The organism is Micromonospora sp. NBC_00858 (assembly GCF_045207365.1).
Lineage (GTDB): Bacteria > Actinomycetota > Actinomycetes > Mycobacteriales > Micromonosporaceae > Micromonospora.
The window spans coordinates 3,844,851-3,866,286 of sequence record NZ_CP108828.1 but is presented as its reverse complement, the minus strand read 5'-3'; the positions used below and the strand labels follow the sequence as shown (position 1 = coordinate 3,866,286).

The following is a 21,436-nucleotide window of genomic DNA, read 5'->3' as shown; positions in this document are numbered from 1 at the left end:
GGGCGGGAGCGGTGGCCCTGACCACCGTCGCCGCGGTGCTGGCCGTGCCGACCGCCACCTCCGCGGCCGTGGTGCCCACCCCGGCGCCAGCGACCGTGGTGTCGACGAACCCAGCCGACCCCATCCCCCACGCCAGGGACGGTGAGACCCGGGCATTCGCGCAGGTCGGCAACATGGTCTACGTCGGCGGCAGTTTCACCCAGATCCGCCAGACCGCCAGCTCCGCGTGGGTCACCCAGCGCTACCTCTTCGCGTACGACCGGAGCACCGGCACGATCTCCACCGGCTTCCTGCCGGTGCTGGACGGGGCGGTCAACTCCCTGATGGCCGGCCCGGGCGGGACGCTGATCGTCGGCGGCGCCTTCAAGAACGTCAACGGGGTCTCGCGGAAGAACCTGGTGGCGCTCGACCCGGCCACGGGGGCGACCGACGCCTCCTGGGTCGGCCGGTCGGACGGCGGCATGATCCGGGACATGGTCCTGCAGGACAACTGGCTCTACGTGGCCGGCGCGTTCAACTGGCTCAACGGTGCGGCGCACTCCGGCCTGGGCCGGCTCAACGCCACCACCGGGGCGATCGACCCCACGTTCAACGTCAACGCCACCGTCGGGCGGCACGGCACCGGCTCGTACGCCTGGGCCATCGACGTCACGCCGGACGGCGGCACCCTGGTCGCCGGCGGCAACTTCACATTGGTCAACGACCTGCCGCGCAACCAGATGGCGCTTGTCGACCTGACCGGCACGCCGACGGTGCTGGACTGGAGCAGCGACAAGTTCGTGCCACCGTGCGCGGCGCCGGCGACGTTCGTCCACTACGTCCAGGACGTCAAGTTCGGCGCCGACGGCAGTTGGTTCGTGGTCGGCACCAACGGCGGAGGCGGCTGGCCGGCCGCGTACTGCGACGCGCTGGTCCGGTTCGAGACCGCGAACCGGGGCAGCGGCCAGCTCGGCACCTGGGTCGACTACACAGGCAACGACACCATCACCTCCGTGGAGGTGGCCGACAACGTCATCTACCTGGGCGGGCACTTCCGCTGGCTCAACAATCCCAACGCGAGCGACGCGGCGGGCGCGGGTGCGGTCGACCGGCTCGGTGTCGCCGCGGTGACCCCGGCCACCGGGATGCCGGTCAACTGGAACCCCGGCCGTCGAGCCAGCGGCTCGATGCCCGCCGGCACCAGCACGTGGGGCTCCCAGGTGCCGGTGCTCTGGCGGGGCAGCGACGGGCTCTACTTCGGGCAAAACTCCGACGCCATGGGCGGCGAGTACCACGGCCGGCTCGGCATGTTCCCGCTGGTCGGCGGGCGCACCATCACCCCGAAGAACCCGCCGACCGCGACCACCGGCAACATCTACCTGGGTACGGGGGAGGGGCAGCTCGCCAAGGTGCCGTTCGACGGTGCGGCCATCGGCACCCCGACCACGGTCAGCCAGCCGAACTACACCGGCGCCGGGGCGACCTGGCGGGTGAGTGACCGGATCTACTGGTCGCACGTCGTTGGCGGCATGCCCACCGGCAGCCGGCTCGACGTCTCGATGTTCAACGGCGGCGCCATCGGGGTGCCGTGGGAGTCGTCCGGCTACAACGACTGGTCCAACCCCGCGGCGATGACCGGCGCGTTCTTCCTCAACGGCAGGCTCTACTACACCCGCACCGGTGCGAACGCCCTCTACTACCGCTACTTCGAGACCGACGGCGACTATCTCGGCGCCACCGAGTTCACCCTGCCCACCACAGGGGTGACCTGGTCGACGGTACGCGGCATGGCCTGGGTCGGCGGCCGCATCGTCTACGGCGGCACCGACGGCACGCTGCGCAGCGTGCCGTTCGACCCGACAGCCGCACCGGCGGTCGACGGTACGGCGGCGGTGGTGATCGCACCGGCGACCCCGGAGCTGACCTGGTCCACGCCACGGACCTTTTTCTCTGTGCAGTGACGGTCTCACCGTTGGTGACGAAACATCGTTAGATTGCTCGTGTTGGGCCGGCGGCGGGGCCCCCGTCGCCGGCACCACGACACGGGGGAGGGCGTTACCCGGGATCGTCCGTCGTCGGCAGTGGACCTACCGCCCTCGCCGCGACGGTGATGCGGACGCACCCTGCCGCCGGTCGTGGTCGCCGCACACCACAACAGGCGGTGAAGAACGCTCCATGACTGACGCTCCTGTCGGTAGCTGGCCCGTCGACGCCTCCGGCGGCGGACCTGCCCGTACCGTCACCCTAGCCGACCTGCTCCGCGTCCCGCTGCACCGCATCCGCCTGGTCGCGGCGGTCGCGGCGGTCGGGCTGCTCGCGGCGGTCGGGTACGTGCTGATGGTGCCGCCGGTGGTGACCGCGAGCGCGGTGGTGGCGGTCCGCCCGGTCGTCACCGACGCCTTCACCCCCAGCGGAGCGGCCGCCGACCGGGCGGTGAACATGAACGTGGAGAGCGGCATCGCCACCGGCACCGAGGTGGTGCAGCGGCTCGCCGACGCGAACGGCCGGGACCAACGCGACATGCGGAACGCACTCGCGGTCGAGGTGCCCACCGGTGGGCAGATCCTGCGCTTCTCCTACACCGCGCGCTCGGCGGACCAGGCGGTGCAGAGCGTCAACATCGCCGCCCAGGCCTATCTCGACGTGCGCCGCGCGATGTACGAGAAACAGCGCACGGAGATGCTGCGGTCGTACGACGAGAGCATCGGCAAGGTCGCCGCGCAGCAGACCGCGCTGCAACGGCGAATCGGTACCGCCCGGGAGGGTGCCCTCGACGCCGCGGTCGCCGAGCTTTCCGGGATCAACAGCCAGCTCACGCAGCTGAGCTCGGCGCGTACCGAGATCGCCGCGGTCGACGTCAACCCCGGTTGGGTCACTCAGACCGCCGAGCGGGCCCTCGTGTCCGCTGGCAGGGACCGCCCGCTCTACCTGTTCGCCGGCCTGCTCGGCGGGGCGCTGATCGGAGTGGTGCTGGCGTACGCCTGGGAGACGGTGGACCGCCGGATCCGCTCGGCGGCGGACGGCCGCGCCGCCACCGGCCTGCCGCTGTTGGGCACCGTACGGCGCCAGCGGTTCCGCGGTCGACGCCGGGCGGTCGACGCCGACGTGCGCTACGTGGCCATGGCGATCGCCGAGCGGGTCCGCCAGCCCGCCCGGGTGTCCCTGCTGGCAGCCCGGGAGGATCCGAGCATCCTCACCGCCGGCCTCGCGGTGGCACTCGCCGCCGACGGTCGGGAGGTGTTCCTCGCCGACGACAGCGGACGCGTCGAGAAGCTGCGCGCCGCCGTGCTCGCCGACCGGGGCCGGCTGCCGGTCGTTGCAGACCAGGCACGGTCGATCGTGCCGAAGCCGCGCCCGGCGGGAACGCCGGCCAACGGCGGTGCGGCCGCGGAGCCCGCACCCGCCCGACGGCCGTCGCCGCACCCGCCCGGCGCCCGCCCGTCGCCCGACGCTGACGCCACCCTGACTCTGCCCCGGGTCGCCTCCGCGCGCGGTGTGGAGATCAACCGGACCGGCGGTGCCGGCGACGTCGCGGTGGGCATCGGCAGCGTCCGGTTCGGCAGCTGGCGGCAGGGTGCCGACCACGGGCTGGTGCTGTACAACGCCCCTCCGGCGGAGTCCGACGAGCGTGGTGTCGCGATCGCTCGCCAGGGATCGGCCGTTGTGGTGGTCGAACGCGACCGGACCCGGGAGAGCGACCTGCGCCGGCTGGTCGGCCGGCTCCGGGCCGCCGGCGTCACGCCGCTGGGCTTCGTCCTCACCCGCAGCGGCTCGGACTGACGGTGGCCGTCACCCGCGCCCCGGCGACCAATGACCCGGCGGGGGAAGACCCGCCGCCGCCCGAGCCACCCGCTCCGGCCCCGCCGTTCCGGCCCGCCATGCTGCCACTCTGGCCCCTGGCGCTCATGTTCGGCCTGGTTCCGCTGTGGTGGGTGGCAGGTGCGTTCTACCTTGGCTGGTCGCTGTTCGGCGCGTTGCTGTTCGCGCTGCTGCTGGTCCGGGGCCGGGTGCCGCTGCCGCCGGTGACCGGGATCTGGCTGCTCTTCCTGGCCCTGGTCGTGCTCAGCGCCACCCGACTGTCGTCGGCCGGGTCCCTGCCGACGTTCGCCCTGCGTCTGGGTTTCTACGTCACCGCCCTGGTGGTCGGCGTCTACGTCTACGCCCTGGCCCGGGAACGCGCCGACCCGACGGCGGTGCTCCTGCCGCTCTGCGCGTTCTGGCTCGGGCTCGTCGCGCTGGGCTGGCTGGGCGTGCTGGCGCCACGGTTCGCGTTGACCACGCCGATGGAGGTGCTCCTGCCCGGCGGCGTCGCGGGCAACTCCTACATCCAGGACCTGGTCCACGTCACCGCCACGGAGTACAGCGCCCGGTCGCTCGACCCGGTCTTCCGGCCCGCCGCGCCCTTTCCGTACACCAACAACTACGGCAGCGCGTACGCGATGACGCTGCCCTGCGTGGTGGCGTACACCATGCTGCGCCGGCGCGGCGTGCTGCGTTGGATGCTGCTGGCGTCCCTGCCGCTGTCGCTGGCGCCGGCCTTCCTCACCCTCAACCGGGTGATGTTCGTCAGCCTCGGGGCGGGCCTCGTGTTGCTCGGCGTCCGGGCGGCGCTGCGGGGGAACATGCGGGTGGGCCTCTCGGTCGTCGGCGTGCTGGTCCTCGGCGGTCTCGCCACGCTGTTCATCCCGGTGACCGAGCTGATCGGCAACCGCGTCGAGTCGAGCGACACCAACACCGACCGGTTCTCCCTGTACGCGGAGGTGATCCGCCGCATCGGCGACTCGCCGTGGCTGGGCTACGGTGCGCCGGTCAGCGCCGACACCCTCTCCGCCCAGGCGCCGGTCGGCACCCAGGGGCAAGTGTGGATGGTGTTGTTCAGCCACGGCATACCCGCGCTGGTGCTCTTCCTCGCCTGGTTCGTGGCCGCCGTGGTGATCTGCCAGCGGGCCCGCTCGGCGGCCGGGCAGTGGCTCGCGGTGGTCCCGGTGGTCTGCCTGGTGCAGTTCCCGTTCTACGGCATGGCCAGCCCCAACCTGGCCGTCGCGTTCTTCGCGGTCGCCTTCACGGTGGTGCTCATCGAGCGGGAGGCGGGGGCCGGGCGGGCTCACCCGGCCCACCCCACGCGCAGCCTCAAGGCCGTTCCGGTATGACCGCCAGCATCCGCCCGGCCGCCGACTCCGGTCCCGGCGACGACGTGCGACCGGCTGCGGCCGTCGCCGGATCCGACCCCGACGAGCCGTCGACCGACGGTACGACCGAGGCCCGGCGCAGCGCCCGCACCGGCCTCGCCGGGCTGGCCGGCGCCGCCACCAACGGTCTGTTCGGCTTCCTGCTGGCGGTCGTCATCACCCGCGGCTACGGCACCGTCGGCTCGGGCGCGTTCTTCGCCGCGATCGGAGTCGTCACCGTCACCGCCGCCGTGTGCACGCTGGGTGCGGAGACCGGGCTGATCTGGACGCTGCCCCGGCGGCGCGCCGGCGGGCGAGGCGACGCCGCCCGCGTGCTCCCGGTGGCGCTCCTGCCGCCGCTGGTGGCAGCCGTCATCGTCGGCCTCGCCGGGGTGTTCGCCGCGGACGCGCTCGCACCCCGCCTGCTGGACGGGCCGGGCGCCGGCGGTACGGCCCTGATCGCGGTCAGCTTCGCCGCGGTGCCGCTGGTGGTGGCGATGACGCTGCTGCTCGCCGTGCTGCGCTGCGTCCGTCCGATTCGGGCGTACGTCGGTGTGCAGTCCGTCCTGGTGCCGGTCGCCCGGCCGGTGCTGGTCGGCGCGGCCGCCGTGGCCAGCGGAGGTGTGCTGGTCGGCATGACCGGCTGGCTGGTCCCGGCGGCGTTCGCTGTCCTGGTCTGCCTGACGCTGGTGGCCGGCCCACTCGGCGTCGGCCGGGGCGCGACGCTGCGTCCCGAGCGGGCCGACTGGTCGACGTTCTGGCGTTTCGCCCTGCCCCGCGCCGCCTCCGCGGCGATCGACGCCAGCGCCGTGTGGGTGGGCGTGCTGCTCACCTCGGTGCTCGCCGGGCAGGCCGACGCCGGCGTGTTCGGTGCGGTCGGCCGCTACATCCTGGCCGGGCAGCTCGCCATGCAGGGGCTGCGGGTGGCGGTGTCGCCGCAACTGTCCCGGCTGCTCGGGCGCGGCGAGCGGGCCGCCGCGGCGGCGGTGCACCGGCAGCTGACCACCTGGGCGCTGGTGCTGTCCTGGCCGGTCTACCTGCTGCTGGCCGTGTTCGGGCTGGCGTTCCTCCAGCTCTTCGGGCCGGAGTTCACCGCTGGCACCGCCGCGATGACCGTGCTCGCCCTGGCCATGCTGGTCAACACCGGCGTGGGAAACGTGCAGAGCCTGCTGCTGATGGGCGGGCGCAGTGGCCTGCACCTGGCCGCGACGGTGGCCGGGCTGCTGGTCACCGTCTCCCTCGGGCTGTGGCTGATCCCGGAGCACGGCGTGACCGGTGCCGCTGTCGCGTGGGCGGCCGGCATCGCCACCGAGAACCTCACCGCCTTCGGCTGCGCCCGCGCGGTGGTCGGCCAGCCTCTGGTCGACGCGGCGCTGCTGCGCGCGGCGGCCGGGGTGGTCGCCGGGGTGGGGATCGCGGCTCTGGCCGGCGTGCTCACGGGCGGTCGGGGGATTGTCGGTCTGGTGTCGGCGCTGGGTGTGCTGGCCGCCGGTTGCGTCGGCATGTTGACGGTGCCCAGCGTGCGACGGCGCATCCGGGTGACCATGAAACGGCTCCGTGGCGGGGAGGGGGCAGAGCCGGCCGCCGTCGGTGCCGCCACGGCCTCGATGAAGGGCAGGTAGGTCCTCCGTGTCGTCCATCCGAGACCGGGTGAAGCAACTCGTGCCGACCCAGGTGACCAACCGGGTGAAGGACTCTCTGGTCGACTATGCGGTGCGCACCAGCGACCGCCGGCCACTGCCGGACTTCCTCATCATCGGCACCAAACGGGGCGGCACCACCTCGCTGTGGAACTACCTGATCCAGCACCCGCTGGTGCCGCGCCTCTTCCCGGCCTGGAACACCAAGGCCTCGCACTACTTCGAGGAGAACTGGCACCGGGGCGAGGCGTGGTACCGCTCGCACTTCCCGACCGAGCGGCAGCGGGCGGCGCTGGAGAGCCGGCACGGCGGGCCGGCACGGGTCGGTGAGGCCGCCCCGCTCTACATGTTCCACCCGTTGGCCGCGCAACGCGTCGCCGCGCTGATGCCGTCGGTGCGGCTGATCGTGCTGCTTCGGGACCCGGTCGAGCGGGCGTACTCGCACTGGAACGAACGGCGGACGCACGGCATCGAGCCGCTGGACTTCGCCGACGCCCTGGCCGCCGAGGAGGAGCGGACGGCGGGGGAGCGGGAGCGGCTGATTGCCGAGCCGGAGTATTTCAGCGAGCCCTACGACTGGTACACCTACCGCGCCCGGGGGCGCTACCTGGAGCACCTGGAGCCGTGGCTGGACCGGTTCGACCGGGCGCGGATCCTCTTCCTGCCCAGCGAGGCCCTCTACCGCGACGCCCGCCTCACCTACCGTCGGACGCTGGACTTCCTCGGGCTGCCCCCGTACAACCTGCCCAACTTCAAGGTCTACAACGACCGGCGGTCCGCTCCGCTGGCGCCGGCGCTGCGCACGGAGCTGACCGCGTACTACCGGCCGTACAACGACGCGCTGCGGCAGCGGCTCGGGCTGAACCTCGACTGGCCGGAGCGGGCGGCGTGACCGTCGAGGTCGCCGCGTCCACCGACCCGCGCACCCGGACCGACGGGCTGGGTTGGGTGAGTCGGGCGGTCTTCGGCAACGAGCGGGTCGCGCTGACCGTGGGCGGCGAACCGCCGGCCGGTCACCGCGCGCTGGCCCGGTACGCGGTGGTTCCGTCGCTGGCCCGGGCCCGGTTCCTGCTGCCGCTCGGCGCGCCCCGGGCCACCACGGCGTCGCTGCTGGCGTACAACGCGTTGCGTCCGCCGAAGGTGCGCGCCGTGCGGGCCGCGCTCGGCACCCTGTCCCGGGTCGGGGCGTTACAGCGGGGCTTTCCCACCCTCACCGTCTCGGTGCCGGCCGGCGAGGAGCCCGCCGAGCTGCTGCTGGCCGAGCGGCTCGCCGTTGCCCTCGGCGGCGCTCCGCTGCACGCGGCGTGCGGGGTGCGCCCACCGGACCCGAACCACAAGCCCACACTTCAGCTCTTCGCGGCCGACGGCCGGCCCCGCGGGTACGCGAAGATCGGTTGGAACGACGCCACCCGGGCGCTGGTCGCCGCCGAGTCCGCCGCGCTGCGCGCGTTGGCCGAGGTGACCGGTGTGCCCGACCACCCGGCGACGCCCCGGTTACTGGCCCAGCTCGACTGGGCGGGGCAGGTGGTGGCGGTGGTCGAGCCGTTGCCGTCGCGGGTGCAGGGGGTGCCGGTCACCGACCGGCCGCGGATCGCCGCGCTGCTCGCGGTCGCCCGCAGGGGCCGCCCGGCGGCCCCGCCCCGACCGCTGGCCGGCTCACCGTTCCTCGCCCGGTTGGCCGCCGAGGCGGCCCGGGCGGCGGGCGCGGCCCCGTCCGGTGCGCGGGCGGTCGCCGCGGTGGCAAGGCTGGTACGCCGGCACGGGCGCACCACGGTCGAGTTCGGACACTGGCACGGCGACTGGGTGCCGTGGAACCTCGGCCTGCACGACGGACGGCTGGTTGCCTGGGACTGGGAGCACAGTGGGCCGCACGTCCCGCTCGGCTTCGACCTGGCGCACGACGCGTTCCAGCGGGCCGTGGTGCTGCGCGCGGAACCGGCTGGCACGGCTGCGGACGCCATCGACGCCCAGCTCGATCGGTACGGCGACCAGATGGGGCTCGGGCCGGCCCAGCGCCGTCTGGTGGCCGACGGCTACCTGCTGGAGATGTGGCTGCGGACCTGGCGGCTGGCCGACGGCGGAGCGGGCTGGAACGCCGCGCTGCACCCCGCCCTGTTGGACGTCATCGAGAAACGAGATACGGGCTGATTCGGATGGATCGCCACGCCGATGGCTGTTGACCACTGGCTGAGCGTGACGGGAGAATCACTTGTCGTGATGGTGGTCGATGAACCATCGGGCGACCGGCGCGCCGGACGGCCCGGGCGGGAGATCGATCGATTATCCGGTCGCCCTGTACAACGGCCGGCCTGTGATCGGCTTCTGCCTGGCGCCGACCGAAATTCCAAGCGAACTTGTGGGGAGTCGCGTGGACACGAACATTGAGGACGGATGGCTCCCGGTCCTGCTGCTGGTTGGTTCCAGCGGCGGTCACCTGGCCCAACTGCTGGCACTGCGGTCCTGGTACGAGACCTGGCCCCGATGTTGGGTCACCTTCGACACGCCGGAGGCGGTGTCGCTGCTCGCCGGGGAGGACCTGGTGCCGGCACACCATCCGACCACCCGGAACGTGCCGAACCTCCTGCGTAACGCGGTGCTCGCCTGGCGGGTGCTGAGTCGCCGACGGGTCGCCGCGGTGGTCACCACCGGCGCCGGGGTCGCCGTTCCGTTCGTGGTGCTGGCCCGGCTGCGCAACGTCCCGACCGTGTACATCGAGGTGTACGACCGGATCGACACCCCCACGTTGACCGCCCGGCTCTGCCGACCGTTTCTCTCCGCGATGCTCGTGCAGTGGGATGAGCAACGTCGGCAGTACCCGGAGGCGACCGTCGTGGGGACGCTGCTGTGAGCGGGGAGGCGACCACCGGCACAGCGCCCGCCGCCCGGCCCGCCCCGCCCCGGGCGGTGCCGCACGCCGCCCACCCGGACTCGGCCCTGGTGCCCCGCCAGCGGGATCGCGCCGACGACGCCCAGCTACGAGTGCTGGTCGCCGTCGGCACCGACAAGCACCAGTTCGACCGGCTGGTGAGCTGGCTGGACGAGTGGCATGTCGAGGCCGCCGACCAGGTCGGGCTCACCGTCCAGCACGGGCACACCCGTGCTCCCGCGCTGCCCGGCGCGGTGCCGTTCCTCGGCCACGACGCGTTGCAGGCCGCGATGGCCGACGTCGACCTGGTGGTCTGCCACGGCGGCCCGGCGACCATCCTGGAGGCCCGCCGGCACGGTCACCTGCCGATCGTGGTTCCACGGGATCCGGCCCACGGCGAGCACGTCGACGACCACCAACTGCTCTTCGCCCGCCGGCTCGGCGCGGCCGGCATGGTCGCGCTCTGCGAGACCCGTCAGGCCCTGCGCGACGCACTGGACGCCGGGCTGGCCGACCCGACCCGTTTCGCGGTCGCCTCCGACCCGCAGGCGCACGACGCGCGGCACGCGGCGGTGGCCCGGGTGGGGCAGATCGTGGACGGGCTGGTCGCCTCCGCATCCGGGCGACGCCGGGCGTGGTGGCGCCCGTGGGAGCGGCCCGGCCGGGGCCAGGGGCGGGACCGATGACGGCACCCACGGTCAGCGTCGTGGTGCCGACCCGGGATCGGCCGGAGTTGCTCCGCGCCGCGGTCCGGGCCATCCTCGACCAGGAGCATCCCGGCGCCATCGAGGTCGTGGTGGTCCAGGACCACTCCGACCCGGACGGGTCGCTGATCGAGTTGTCCCGGCCTGACCGCGCCGTCCGGGTGATCCGTAACGGGCGAACCCCGGGGCTGGCCGGGGCACGCAACTCGGGCACCCTGGCCGCCGAGGGTGAGCTGATCGCGTTCTGCGACGACGACGACGAATGGTTGCCGGGCAAGCTCTCCGCCCAGATCGCCGCGCTCGCCACAGCGCCGGAGGCCGAGTTTGTCAGCTGCGGCATCCGGGTCAGTTACGACGGGCACACCGTGGACCGGGTGCTCGACAGGGAGCGGGTCGCCCTGGCCGACCTGCTCCGGGACCGGATGACCGAGCTGCATCCGTCCACCTTCCTGATCCGCGCCGCGGCCCTGCGGGACGGGTTCGGGCTGGTCGACGAGGAGATCCCGGGCAGCTACGCAGAGGACTACGAGTTCCTGCTCCGGGCCGCCCGCAGCGCCCCGTTGGTCAACCTGCGCACCCCCTACGTGTTGGTGCGCTGGCACCAGCGGTCGTACTTCGCGCAGCGCTGGGACACGATCTCCGAGGCGTTGCAGTGGTTGCTGGAGCGCTACCCGGAGTTCGGCACCCAGCCGGCCGGCGAGGCGCGCGTTGCCGGGCAGATCGCCTTCGCCCGGGCCGCGTCCGGGGACCGGCAGGGCGCGCTGCGCTGGGCGCGGCGGACCATCCGGCGCAACCCGCGCGAGCCGCGCGCGTACCTCGCGCTCGCGGTGGCCGGGCGGGTGGTCCGGGCCGACGCTGTCCTGCGCACCCTGCACAAGCGGGGCCGGGGCATCTGAGCTCGCGCCCACCGACCGCACGACCGGTTCGCTTCGCGAACCGCCTCCCCCGACACAGCAGACAAGGATGCCGGCTCATGGCACTTCACTCGCTCAGGTTCCGCCTGGTCGACTCGCCGACCTCGCTCGGCGCGAAGCGCCGGGCGCGGCGCGCGGCCTGGCTGCCGGACACGTTCCCCAACCTCGCCGAGATGAGCGTCCTCGACCTTGGCGGGCGGGTGGAGAGCTGGGCCGGGGTGCCGGTACGTCCGGCGCGCGTCCACGTGGTCAACCTGGAGCCGCTGCCGTCGGAGTTGCCGGCGTGGGCCGAGGCGGACCACGCCGACGCCTGCGAGCTGCCCAAGAGCATCCTCAGCCGCCGGTACGACCTCGTCTTCAGCAACAGCGTGCTGGAGCATGTGGGCGGGCACGAACGCCGCCGGCGCATGGCGGAGGCGATTCGCGAGCTGGCGCCCGCGTACTGGGTGCAGACGCCGTACCGGTACTTCCCGGTCGAGCCGCACTGGGTGGCGCCCGGCATGCAGTTCCTGCCGGTGCCGGCGCGCGTGGTCGTGGCGCGAAAGTGGCCGTTGGCATACACCCCGGGCAAGTCGTACGAGGCAGCTATCCGGCAGGTCCTCACCACGGAGCTGATCGGCCGGGCGGAGATGCGGCACCTGTTTCCGGATGCCACCATTCGCAACGAACGACTGCTGGGCCTTACCAAGTCGCTGATTGCGCACCGGAGTTCATAACGGCTTCGCCGCCACCTGGCGCGGGCCGGCCTGGCCGCCAGCCCGGGGGTGCTCGCCCTCGGCGGCGACGGTGCCGAAGGGGGTCGCCGACCCGCTCGCCGGCACGGTGGCCTGGCGGCCGGAGGCGGTGCTCTTCGACGCGCTCTACGACCCGTGGCCGACGCCGCTGGCGGCCGGTCGCCGGCTCGTCTCCGGGCTGGATCTGCTGCTGGCCCAAGCGGTCGGCCAGTTCGAGCAGTTCACCGGGGTCGCCGCGCCCCGGGCCGAGATGGCCGCCGCGCTGGCTGCGGCACGCGCCGCCTGAGGCCGCCCTCCCCACCCGCACCCGCGCGACGTCTTCCCAGAAGCAGAGCCTGGCCACCCGGTTGGCGCCGGCGGTGGATGCCCTGAGCGGCGAGTTCGTCGGCGATGAACCGGTAGCCGAACGCCGGGTCGTCGTGGTGGATGTCCAGCGCGGCGTTGATCAGGTGGACGTTGTCCCAGTCCCGCTGTGAGGCCGAATCTCTACGCCACGCGTAGTAGGCCTGCGGGCTGAAGCCCAGGACCCGGCAGGAGGCGGTGTGCATTCGGTGGAAGTCGCACAGGTCATCGACGTTTCGGACACCCTGAACTGCTCGACGGCGCCATCAGCGAATTCGGCTGGGCCGACGCGGAGCGGTTGGCAGTCCCGTTACGTCGTCACGCTGTGTTTCTCGACGCTGTGGTTGGACTGGCGTCGGCGGTCGCGGCCCTGGGCCTTCGGTTCGGCCCGGCGACAGCCGAGCCATATAACCGCAGCCATTTTCGTACCAGGCGGGGGCGACGGGTTGAAGATTAGGGCGATCACAGTGTCGGTCGAGGAGTGCGCGAAGATAGACAGCACAATGGTCAACGCGGCCAGGTGGAAGGCCTCGTCGCCAGCGGGGGTGCCGGCCTGGAGCACCAGCAGGCCGTAGACCACCGAGGCGAAGCCCTCCGGGCCGATCCGCATGGCGGCGAACTGCTCGGTGCGGCTCAGGTGTGAGCCGAGGAAGGACACGGCCAGTGCCGCCGGGCGGGCCACCACGATGGCGAGCACCGCGAAGACCCAGCCCGGCGATCAGCTCGCCGAAGTGTTCGAAGCTCTCCCGCTGCCGCTCGCCGAAGGTGGCCTCGACGTTGAGCAGGTGGCGCAGCCGGTCGTTGCCGACCAGGCCGGCGGCGAAGACCGGGTCTGTGGGGGAGAGGATCGCCCCGAGCAGCAGTGCTTCCGGCCAGTCCAACCCCACCACGAAGTGCGCCAGCACCGCGGTGATGACCAGGGTCAGCGGCAGGCCCCATCCCAGCGCCCGGCCGGGCAGTCGGCAAGGCCGCCGAGCCGCAGGTTCGCCCAGCCGACCCGCATGCCGGCGGTGAAGAGCACGGTGAACAGGGCCAGCTCGGCCGGGGTCGACACGATCGGCGTTTGGGCGGTGACCTCCAGCAACCCGGTGGTCTCCGGGCCCAGCACGAAGCCGGCGAACTGGAAGAGCACCGCGGTGGAGAGGATGGTCCGGTGGGCCAGGCTGGAGAGCAGGACGGCCAGCAGCAGGACGGCGGCGAACGCGAAGAGCAGCACCGGAACTCCTGAAATCAGGGCTCGACGAAGTCACTGCCGACCAGACTTCCCGGCGCACCGACCTGATCTTAGGGTTTCCCGTCAAGCCGGCGGCGTCCGCAGGGCGGGACGCGACGGGCAGCGCACAGTGCCGGTGGCAGGCCGTGACAGACTGACCGCTGTGTTGCGCTGGTTGACTGCAGGTGAATCGCACGGTCCCGCCCTCGTCGCGCTGCTGGAGGGGGTGCCGGCCGGCATCGAGGTGAGCACCACCGAGATCGCCGACGAGCTGGCCCGCCGGCGGCTGGGCTACGGCCGTGGCGCCCGGATGTCGTTCGAGCGGGACGAGGTCGAGGTGCTCGGTGGCCTGCGGCACGGCGTCACCCTGGGCAGCCCGGTGGCGATCCGGGTGGGCAACTCCGAGTGGCCGAAGTGGCGCACGGTGATGGCCGCCGACCCGGTCGACCCCGACGAGCTGGCCCGGCAGGCCCGCAACGCCCCGCTGACCCGCCCCCGGCCGGGCCACGCGGACCTGGCCGGCATGCAGAAGTACGGCCACACCGACGCCCGGCCGATCCTGGAGCGCGCCAGCGCTCGGGAGACCGCCGCACGGGTGGCCGTCGGCACGGTCGCCAAGGCGCTGATCCGGCAGGCGCTCGGCATCGAGATCGTCTCGCACGTCGTCGAGTTGGGCCCGGTGGCCGCGAAGCCAGGGCTGCGCCCGCGCCCGGAGGACGCCGCCCGGATCGACGCCGACCCGCTGCGCTGCCTCGACCCGGAGGCCAGCGCCCTGATGGTCGCCGAGGTGGACGCCGCGAAGAAGGCCGCCGACACCCTCGGCGGCGTGGTCGAGGTGCTGGCGTACGGGGTGCCGCCGGGGCTGGGCAGCCACGTGCAGTGGGACCGCAAGCTCGACGCCCGGCTGGCCACCGCGCTGATGTCGATCCAGGCGATCAAGGGTGTGGAGATCGGCGACGGCTGGCAGCAGGCCCGGTCCCGCGGCTCCGAGGCGCACGACGAGATCATCCCGTCGGCGACCGGCGTCCGCCGGGTCACCGACCGGGCCGGCGGCCTGGAGGGTGGCATCACCACCGGTGAGCCGCTGCGGGTCCGTGCCGCGATGAAGCCGATCTCGTCGCTGAACCGGGCGCTGGCCACCGTGGACGTCACCACCGGGGAGCCGGCCACCGCGATCAACCAGCGCTCGGACGTCTGCGCGGTGCCCGCCGCGGCGGTGGTCGCCGAGGCGATGGTCGCGCTGGTGCTGGCGGAGGCGGCCACCGAGAAGTTCGGCGGGGACTCGGTGGCCGAGATCCGCCGCAACGTGGCCGGCTACCTCGACGCGCTGGTCATCCGCTGATGGCGCCGGTCGTCGTACTGGTCGGCGCGCCCGGCTCCGGCAAGACCACCGTCGGGGAGGCGCTCGCCACGGCCCTCGGCGTGGAGTTCCGCGACACCGACACCGACATCGAGCGGATGGCCGGCAAGCCCATCCCGGAGATCTTCATCGACGAGGGTGAGGCGCACTTCCGTACCCTCGAACGGGCCGCGGTGGCCGCGGCGCTGGCTGCCAGCCCGGGGGTGCTCGCCCTCGGCGGCGGCGCGGTGCTGGCCGAGGAGACCCGGGCCGCCCTGGTCGGGCACCGGGTGGTGCACCTCTCGGTCGAGCTGCCCGACGCGGTGAAGCGGGTCGGGCTCGGCGCCGGCCGGCCGCTGCTGGCGATCAACCCGCGGGCCACCCTCAAGCATCTGATGGATCAGCGCCGGCCGCTCTACACCGAGGTGGCCACCGCGACGGTGCGCACCGACGGTCGGACCCCGGAGGACATCGTCGCCGAGATCGCCGCGCTGCTGCCCCGCTGACCCGGTCAGCCGCCGGCCGGACGGCGGGCGGGGCCGTTGTCGACGAACCGGAAGGTGCTCCGCAGCGGGGCGTCGCCCAGCTCTTCGAGGATCAGGCCGCTGGTGGCGGAGTGCTGCAGGTACGCCGACTCGTTGCTGATCGCGTACGCACCCTTGCCGCTGGCGGTGATCGTGAACTGCTGACCCGGGTTGGCGGTGTCGCAGACCGCCCCCTCGACGGTCAGTGACTCTGTGGTGCGAGGGTTGCGCACCTGCCAGCAGGACGGCTCATCGTTGGCGGGATGGCTGTTGGGCTGGCCGTACGCCTTGATCAGGTATTTGTCGCCACCGATCGGCGTCGGGACGAACCGTTGGCGGCCGCTGTCGTCGTCGGCCTCGACGAGCTGGCCGTAGAGCGACACCCCGGACTCGAATGACTGCACCCGGACGATGGCGACCTCCCGTGAACCGGACAGGACGGCGTCGGTCGGACCTGCCGAGGTGGACGGCGGCGGGGTGGACGGCGACGGTGCAGCCACCGTCGCCGTCGCGGGTGCCGAGGCGGAGGGCCCGGCGGAGGCGGCGGGGTCTGCGGGCGGGTCGGCCTGGCAGGCCACCAGCGCCCCGGCGCACGTCAACATCGCCGCGCCGGTAGCCCATTTCACCGTCGACATGCCCAACTCCTCACCCCTGCCCCGCAACTGTCCGCCGGGCATCACCATGGACGCGACCACCGCGCCGACACACCCTCCCACAGGCCTGTCACCGCCCGCCGTTTCACCCCGGCCGGCGTATTTCGCCCCTCATGGTCGGGTGTGGCGGGCCGGTGGCAGGCACTGCCTCAGCTGCGGGCGATGGCGTCGAGCACGTCGGCCAGGGCCTTGGGCTCGCTGAGCATCGGCCAGTGCCCGGTGGGCAGCTCGAACAGCTGACCACCGGCCAGCCCGGTGAAGAACGGGTGCCCCTGTCCGATCATCTGCTCCACCACCGCCAGCGGGAAGGTGCTGGCGACCAGCGCGGTCGGCACCGGGCGACCACCGGTGCGCCGCACCGGGTCGGTCGCCGCCCGCAGCGGCTGCCCAGTGGCCCGGGCGCGCAGCAGGGCCAGCGTCGGCTCGTCCAGCCCGGCCAGGTTGGCCGGATCGGCCGCCGGATCCCAGGCCGGCGGCGGCAGCAGGTGACCAGCACCGATGGCGTCCCGCAGCGCCTGCTGCTCCTCGGGTGGCACCGTGTCGAACTGCGCCGTGCCGTCCGGCAGCGGCCCGCTCTCCACGTAGACCACCCGGGCGATCCGGTCCGGGATGCGGTCCGCCGCCTGAGCGACCGGCATGCCACCGCCGGAGTGCCCGACCAGCAGCACCTCCCGCAGGTCCTCGACCTCGATCAACCGGACGATGTCGACGGTGTGCGTCTCCAGGCTCACCTCGGGCCCGGCGAGATGGGCCCGCTCGGCCAACCCGGTCAGCGTCATCGGGTAGACCTCATGCCCCTGCGCGCGCAGCGCACCGGTCACGTCCCGCCATGCCCAGGCACCCAACCAGAACCCCGGTACCAGCACGAACGTCGCCATCTGTCGCTCCTTCTCTCGGTTGTGGCCACGACCGTACGATTGCAACCGGACAGAATCCGCCCGGTTTAGAGGAGTGGTCCGTGTCACATCCTGCGGCTCGGGTGCTGGCCCTGCTCGAACTGCTGCAGACGCGGCACCGGGCGACCGCCGCCGAGCTGGCCGGGCGGCTCGGCGTGGACGAGCGCACCGTGCGCCGGTACGCGGCCACCCTGGTCGAGATGGGCATCCCGGTCACCGCCGACCGGGGCCGCCACGGCGGCTACCGGCTGCACCCCGGGTTCAAGTTGCCGCCGCTGATGCTCACCGACGACGAGGCGGTGGCCGTGCTGCTCGGCCTGGTCGTCGCCGAACGGGTCGGGCTGGGCACCGAGCAGCCGGCCACCGCCACCGCGCTGGCGAAGATCCGGCGGGTGCTGCCGGCGGCGCTCGCCGACCGGTTGGCCGCCGTGCAGGAGCACCTCGGCTTCACCCTGTGGCGCCCCGAGGCGCAGCGGGGGCCGACATCGGGCACCCTGCTCACACTGGCCGCGGCTGCCCGACACCGGCAGCGGGTGGCGCTGGACTACCGTTCCTGGCGGGGTGAGCAGTCGCACCGTGAGCTCGACCCGTACGGGCTGGTCTTCCACGCCGGCCGCTGGTACGTCACCGGCCACGACCACCGGCGTGGGCAGATCCGCACGTTCCGGCTGGACCGGATCGGCGCCGTGACGCCTGGCGCGGCGACGTTCACCGTGCCGGACGGCTTCGACCCGGTGGCCCGGGTGACCCGGTCGCTGGCCGGCGTGCCGTACACGCACGAGATCGAGGTGCTGCTGGAGACCGACCTGGTCGCCGCCCGCCGTCGCGTCCCGCCCAGCGTGGCCGAGCTGACCGCCACCACCGACGGGGTGCTGCTTCGGGGCCGCGCGGAGAGCCTGCCCGGCGCGGCCGCGCTGCTCGCCGGGCTGGGCTGCCCGTTCACCGTGCGGCACCCGGACGCGCTGCGCGCCGCGGTGGCCGAGCACGCCCGCCTGCTGGCCGACTGGGCCGCCCGGCCAGCAGGTGGGCAGCTGCCGTCACCGCGCCCTCCGCTGGACTAGGCTGCCGGCGATGGACGAGGTGACCCGGATCCCGGTCGGCGGCGAGCGGCCGTACGACGTGCTGGTCGGACGAGACCTGCTGGACACGCTGCCTGGGCTGCTGCCCGGCGCGACCCGCGCGGCGGTGCTGCACGCGCCCCCGCTGAAGGCGCTGGCCGACGCGATCGGCGAGCGGCTGCGCGCGGCCGGCGTCGAGCCGCTGCCGATCGAGGTGCCCGACGCCGAGGCGGGCAAACAGATCGACGTGGCCGCCGAGTGCTGGGACCGGCTCGGTGCGGCCGGTTTCACCCGTACCGACGCGGTGGTCGGGGTCGGCGGCGGCGCGGTGACCGACCTGGCCGGCTTCGTCGCGGCCTGCTGGCTGCGCGGCGTGCGCTGGGTGCCGGTGGCCACCTCGTTGCTGGGCATGGTGGACGCCGCGGTGGGCGGCAAGACCGGGATCAACACCGCCGCCGGCAAGAACCTGGTGGGCGCGTTCCACCCACCCGTCGGGGTGCTGGCCGACCTGGCCACCCTGGACAGCCTGCCCGCCACCGACCTGGCGGCCGGGTTGGCCGAGGTGATCAAGTGCGGCTTCATCGCCGACCCGGCGATTCTGGACCTGGTCGAGCGTGACCCGGCGGCGGCCACCGACCCGCGCGGGCCGGTCGCCCGGGAGCTGATCGAGCGGGCGATCCGGGTCAAGGCCGACGTGGTCTCCGGCGACCTGCGTGAGTCGGGCCTGCGGGAGGTGCTCAACTACGGGCACACGCTGGCCCACGCGATCGAGCGGGTCGAGGGCTACCGCTGGCGGCACGGCCACGCTGTCGCCGTCGGCCTGGTGTACGCCGCCGCGCTGGCCCGGCTCGCCGGCCGGCTGGACGCGCCGACCGCCGAGCGGCACCGGAGCGCCCTGGCCGCGCTCGGCCTGCCGGTGAGCTACCCGGCCGACGCCTGGCCGCAGCTCCTGGCCGCGATGCGGGTGGACAAGAAGGCCCGGGGCAGTCAGCTCCGCTTCGTGGTGCTGGACGGGCTGGCCCGCCCGGCGATGTTGGAGGGTCCGGACGACGAGTTGCTCGCGGCCGCCTACCGGGAGGTGGGTCTCGCGTGAGCGCGAGGAGTGAGCCGGGTTTGCGAGCCCCGCGGTCGCGAACGAAAGGTGGCCCGGCGTGAAGGTCTACGTCCTCAACGGGCCGAACCTGCGCCGGTTGGGCTCCCGCGAGCCTGCTGTGTACGGCGCGGCCAGCTACGCCGACCTGGTGGCGCTCTGCGAGCACACCGGCAAGGAGTTGGGGCTCGACGTGACGGTCCGGCAGACCGACGCCGAGCACGAGCTGCTCGGCTGGCTGCACGCCGCCGCCGACGAGGGCGCCGCGGTGGTGCTCAACCCGGCCGCCTGGTCGCACTACTCGTACGCGGTGCGGGACGCCTGCGCGATGCTGCGGGGGCCGTTGGTGGAGGTGCACATCTCCAACATCCATGCCCGCGAGGACTTCCGGCGCCACTCGGTGGTGTCCGCGGTGGCCACTGGGGTGATCTGCGGGCTCGGCATTGACGGTTATCGCCTCGCCCTGCACCATCTGGCCGCCCGCTGAGGGGCCGTCCCGAGCGGGGGCCGGGCGATTCGACGCAGCTAGTAGACTCGTAGGGTCTGTCCGCCAATTGATGATCAAGGCAGGAAATGGCCTCCACCAACGACCTCAAAAACGGCCTGGTACTCAACCTTGACGGCGAGCTCTGGGCCGTCGTCGAGTTCCAGCACGTCAAGCCCGGTAAGGGTGGTGCGTTCGTGCGCACCACGCTGAAGAACGTGCTGTCCGGGAAGGTGGTCGACAAGACCTTCAACGCGGGCACCAAGGTCGAAACCGCGACCGTGGACAAGCGCACGATGCAGTACCTGTACGCCGACGGCGAGGACTACGTCTTCATGGATCTGGAGACCTTCGACCAGATCACCGTTCCCGGGGGCACCGTCGGCGAGGCGGCCAACTACCTCCTCCCCGAGGCCGAGGCGACCGTCGCCACGCACGAGAGCGTCCCGCTCTACATCGAGCTGCCCACCAGCGTCGTGCTGGAGGTCACCTACACCGAGCCGGGTCTGCAGGGCGACCGGTCGACCGGCGGCAACAAGCCGGCCACCGTCGAGACCGGCGCGACCGTGCAGGTGCCGCTCTTCATCACCACAGGCGAGAAGATCAAGGTCGACACGCGCGACGGCCGTTACCTCGGCCGCTCCTGATGGCTGAGGGTCCCAAGCAGCAGATGCCCGCGCGTCGCAAGGCGCGCAAGCGGGCGCTGGACGTCCTCTACGAGGCTGACCTTCGGGACCGGCCCCCGGTCGAGGTGCTCGCCGGCTACCTGCAGCGGATCGAGCAGCCCCGGCCGGAGCACCTGGGCTACGCGGTGGGCCTGATCGAGGGGGTCGCCGAGCACCTGAACCGGATCGACGAGCTGATCGCCAGCTACGCCGAGGGTTGGACGCTGGAGCGGATGCCGGTGGTCGACCGCAACCTCGCCCGGATCGCGGTCTACGAGCTGCTCTACGTCGACGAGATCGACGACGCGGTGGCGATCAGCGAGGCCGTCGAGCTGGCCCGGCAGATGTCCACCGACGACTCGCCGCGCTTCCTCAACGGCATCCTCGGCCGAATCGCCGAGTACGCCACCCGCTGAGCACCCGTACCACGAGAAGGGCCCGTGCCGGATGGCACGGGCCCTTCTCGTGGATCGACGGCTCAGGACGCGAAGAACGCCCGCGGGTCGGCGACCAGCACACCGTGCTCGGTGAGCCGCTCGATCAGACCCGACGGCGAGGCGTCGTAGACGATCGCGAGCGCCCGCAGGTCATCGGCGCGGATGGAGAGCACCCGGCCGTTGTAGTCGCCGCGCTGCTGCTGGATGGCGCGGGCGTAGCGGGCGACGTAGGCCAGGTCCTCGGAGGCCTCGTCGTAGAGCCGCTCCAGGTCCAGGACGATCTTGCTGGTGGGCTCGTGACGGACACCACTGCCGTCGGGCAGCAGCTCCGAGACGGGGACGCGGTAGAACTCAGCCAGCTCGGCCAGGCGGGACACCGTCACGGCCCGGTCGCCGCGCTCGTACGAGCCGACCACCACGGCCTTCCACCGCCCGTTCGACTTCTCTTCCACGCCCTGCAGGGAGAGACCCTGCTGCTGGCGGATGGAGCGCAGGCGGGCGCCCAGCGACTTGGCGTATTCAGAGGGCATTCGGACACTCCCAGTGCTGCTCGGGGTTCTCCCGTCGATCGCTACGGAGCGTGACGGTACGGGGATTGCGACACCTGGTCAAGTGGTCGTGACCTTACCGTTGGGGAGCACCGGGGGAGTTATCCCCATTCGCCGGGCCTGATCCGATGCTCAGCGGCCGCCGTCCATCGGCCCGGTGACCACTGGTAACGTGGCGTGAA

General features: G+C 72.9%; 20 protein-coding genes and 3 pseudogenes. 18 read left to right on the top strand and 5 right to left on the bottom strand.

The annotated features are described in order from the left end of the window. Positions 1-11: 11 nt before the first annotated feature. The 11 genes and pseudogenes from OG990_RS18025 to OG990_RS17975 all read left to right on the top strand — a co-directional run. The gene (locus tag OG990_RS18025; protein ID WP_406081599.1) at positions 12-1,940 is read left to right on the top strand and encodes a hypothetical protein; all 1,929 of its coding nucleotides are present in this window, start codon (positions 12-14) and stop codon (positions 1,938-1,940) included. A gap of 214 nt (positions 1,941-2,154) precedes the next feature. After that, complete coding sequence (locus tag OG990_RS18020) at positions 2,155-3,759, top strand: lipopolysaccharide biosynthesis protein (protein ID WP_406081597.1); 1,605 nt, start codon at positions 2,155-2,157, stop codon at positions 3,757-3,759. A gap of 2 nt (positions 3,760-3,761) precedes the next feature. Then, on the top strand, positions 3,762-5,129 hold the full coding sequence (locus tag OG990_RS18015; RefSeq protein WP_406081596.1) for an O-antigen ligase family protein: 1,368 nt from the start codon (positions 3,762-3,764) through the stop codon (positions 5,127-5,129). Beyond that, positions 5,126-6,769: a lipopolysaccharide biosynthesis protein gene (locus tag OG990_RS18010; RefSeq protein ID WP_406081595.1), complete on the top strand. Its 1,644-nt coding sequence runs from the start codon at positions 5,126-5,128 to the stop codon at positions 6,767-6,769. The genes OG990_RS18015 and OG990_RS18010 overlap by 4 nt, the downstream gene beginning before the upstream one ends. 7 nt (positions 6,770-6,776) lie before the next feature. Further along, complete coding sequence (locus OG990_RS18005) at positions 6,777-7,679, top strand: sulfotransferase domain-containing protein (RefSeq protein ID WP_406081594.1); 903 nt, start codon at positions 6,777-6,779, stop codon at positions 7,677-7,679. Continuing rightward, positions 7,676-8,935, top strand: a complete 1,260-nt coding sequence (locus tag OG990_RS18000; RefSeq protein ID WP_406081593.1) for a hypothetical protein — start codon at positions 7,676-7,678, stop codon at positions 8,933-8,935. The genes OG990_RS18005 and OG990_RS18000 overlap by 4 nt, the downstream gene beginning before the upstream one ends. 220 nt (positions 8,936-9,155) lie before the next feature. Then, on the top strand, positions 9,156-9,635 hold the full coding sequence (locus OG990_RS17995) for a UDP-N-acetylglucosamine--LPS N-acetylglucosamine transferase (RefSeq protein WP_386991728.1): 480 nt from the start codon (positions 9,156-9,158) through the stop codon (positions 9,633-9,635). A gap of 56 nt (positions 9,636-9,691) precedes the next feature. Continuing rightward, the gene (locus OG990_RS17990; protein ID WP_406081800.1) at positions 9,692-10,339 is read left to right on the top strand and encodes a glycosyltransferase; all 648 of its coding nucleotides are present in this window, start codon (positions 9,692-9,694) and stop codon (positions 10,337-10,339) included. Then, positions 10,336-11,253, top strand: coding sequence for a glycosyltransferase family 2 protein (locus tag OG990_RS17985; protein ID WP_406081591.1), 918 nt, complete (start codon positions 10,336-10,338; stop codon positions 11,251-11,253). Before OG990_RS17990 ends, OG990_RS17985 begins: the two co-directional genes overlap by 4 nt. 77 nt (positions 11,254-11,330) lie before the next feature. Beyond that, positions 11,331-11,987 (top strand): class I SAM-dependent methyltransferase, encoded by a 657-nt coding sequence (locus tag OG990_RS17980; protein WP_406081589.1) that lies wholly within the window; start codon positions 11,331-11,333, stop codon positions 11,985-11,987. Positions 11,988-12,051: 64 nt separating this feature from the next. After that, positions 12,052-12,291, top strand: a pseudogene (locus tag OG990_RS17975) (shikimate dehydrogenase); the annotation flags it as partial. A 27-nt stretch (positions 12,292-12,318) separates the two neighbouring features. Here OG990_RS17975 and OG990_RS17970 read toward each other — a convergent pair. Further along, positions 12,319-12,547: pseudogene (locus OG990_RS17970) on the bottom strand (IS3 family transposase); the annotation flags it as partial. Between the two features lie 66 nt (positions 12,548-12,613). Then, positions 12,614-13,581 (bottom strand): annotated as a pseudogene (locus OG990_RS17965) (cation:proton antiporter). 142 nt (positions 13,582-13,723) lie between these two features. On the opposite strand from OG990_RS17965, the gene aroC reads away from it, so the two are divergent. Beyond that, positions 13,724-14,902 carry a chorismate synthase gene (gene aroC / locus OG990_RS17960; RefSeq protein ID WP_406081587.1) on the top strand — a complete coding sequence of 393 codons (1,179 nt, stop codon included), beginning with the start codon at positions 13,724-13,726 and terminating at the stop codon, positions 14,900-14,902. Further along, a complete protein-coding gene (locus OG990_RS17955) occupies positions 14,902-15,405 on the top strand; it encodes a shikimate kinase (RefSeq protein ID WP_406081586.1) in 504 nt (167 codons plus the stop codon). The genes aroC and OG990_RS17955 overlap by 1 nt, the downstream gene beginning before the upstream one ends. Before the next feature lie 5 nt (positions 15,406-15,410). Here OG990_RS17955 and OG990_RS17950 read toward each other — a convergent pair whose 3' ends face one another. Continuing rightward, entirely contained in the window at positions 15,411-16,058 is a 648-nt protein-coding gene (locus OG990_RS17950) for a hypothetical protein (RefSeq protein WP_406081585.1), read from the bottom strand. A 167-nt stretch (positions 16,059-16,225) separates the two neighbouring features. Further along, complete coding sequence (locus tag OG990_RS17945; protein WP_355605794.1) at positions 16,226-16,954, bottom strand: alpha/beta hydrolase; 729 nt, start codon at positions 16,952-16,954, stop codon at positions 16,226-16,228. 80 nt (positions 16,955-17,034) lie between these two features. Here OG990_RS17945 and OG990_RS17940 point away from each other — a divergent pair, with 80 nt between their 5' ends. From OG990_RS17940 to nusB, 5 genes are all read left to right on the top strand, one after another. Then, positions 17,035-18,033: a YafY family protein gene (locus tag OG990_RS17940; protein ID WP_328414076.1), complete on the top strand. Its 999-nt coding sequence runs from the start codon at positions 17,035-17,037 to the stop codon at positions 18,031-18,033. 10 nt (positions 18,034-18,043) lie between these two features. After that, entirely contained in the window at positions 18,044-19,123 is a 1,080-nt protein-coding gene (gene aroB / locus OG990_RS17935; RefSeq protein ID WP_406081584.1) for a 3-dehydroquinate synthase, read from the top strand. A 58-nt stretch (positions 19,124-19,181) separates the two neighbouring features. Continuing rightward, on the top strand, positions 19,182-19,607 hold the full coding sequence (gene aroQ, locus OG990_RS17930) for a type II 3-dehydroquinate dehydratase (RefSeq protein WP_355605800.1): 426 nt from the start codon (positions 19,182-19,184) through the stop codon (positions 19,605-19,607). Positions 19,608-19,693: 86 nt separating this feature from the next. Beyond that, positions 19,694-20,251 (top strand): elongation factor P, encoded by a 558-nt coding sequence (gene efp, locus OG990_RS17925; protein WP_210917934.1) that lies wholly within the window; start codon positions 19,694-19,696, stop codon positions 20,249-20,251. Positions 20,252-20,274: 23 nt separating this feature from the next. Next, entirely contained in the window at positions 20,275-20,685 is a 411-nt protein-coding gene (gene nusB / locus OG990_RS17920; RefSeq protein WP_328426460.1) for a transcription antitermination factor NusB, read from the top strand. A 62-nt stretch (positions 20,686-20,747) separates the two neighbouring features. Here the strand turns inward: nusB and OG990_RS17915 are convergent, their stop codons facing one another. Further along, the gene (locus OG990_RS17915; protein ID WP_007458348.1) at positions 20,748-21,236 is read right to left on the bottom strand and encodes a transcriptional regulator; all 489 of its coding nucleotides are present in this window, start codon (positions 21,234-21,236) and stop codon (positions 20,748-20,750) included. Positions 21,237-21,436: the final 200 nt, after the last annotated feature.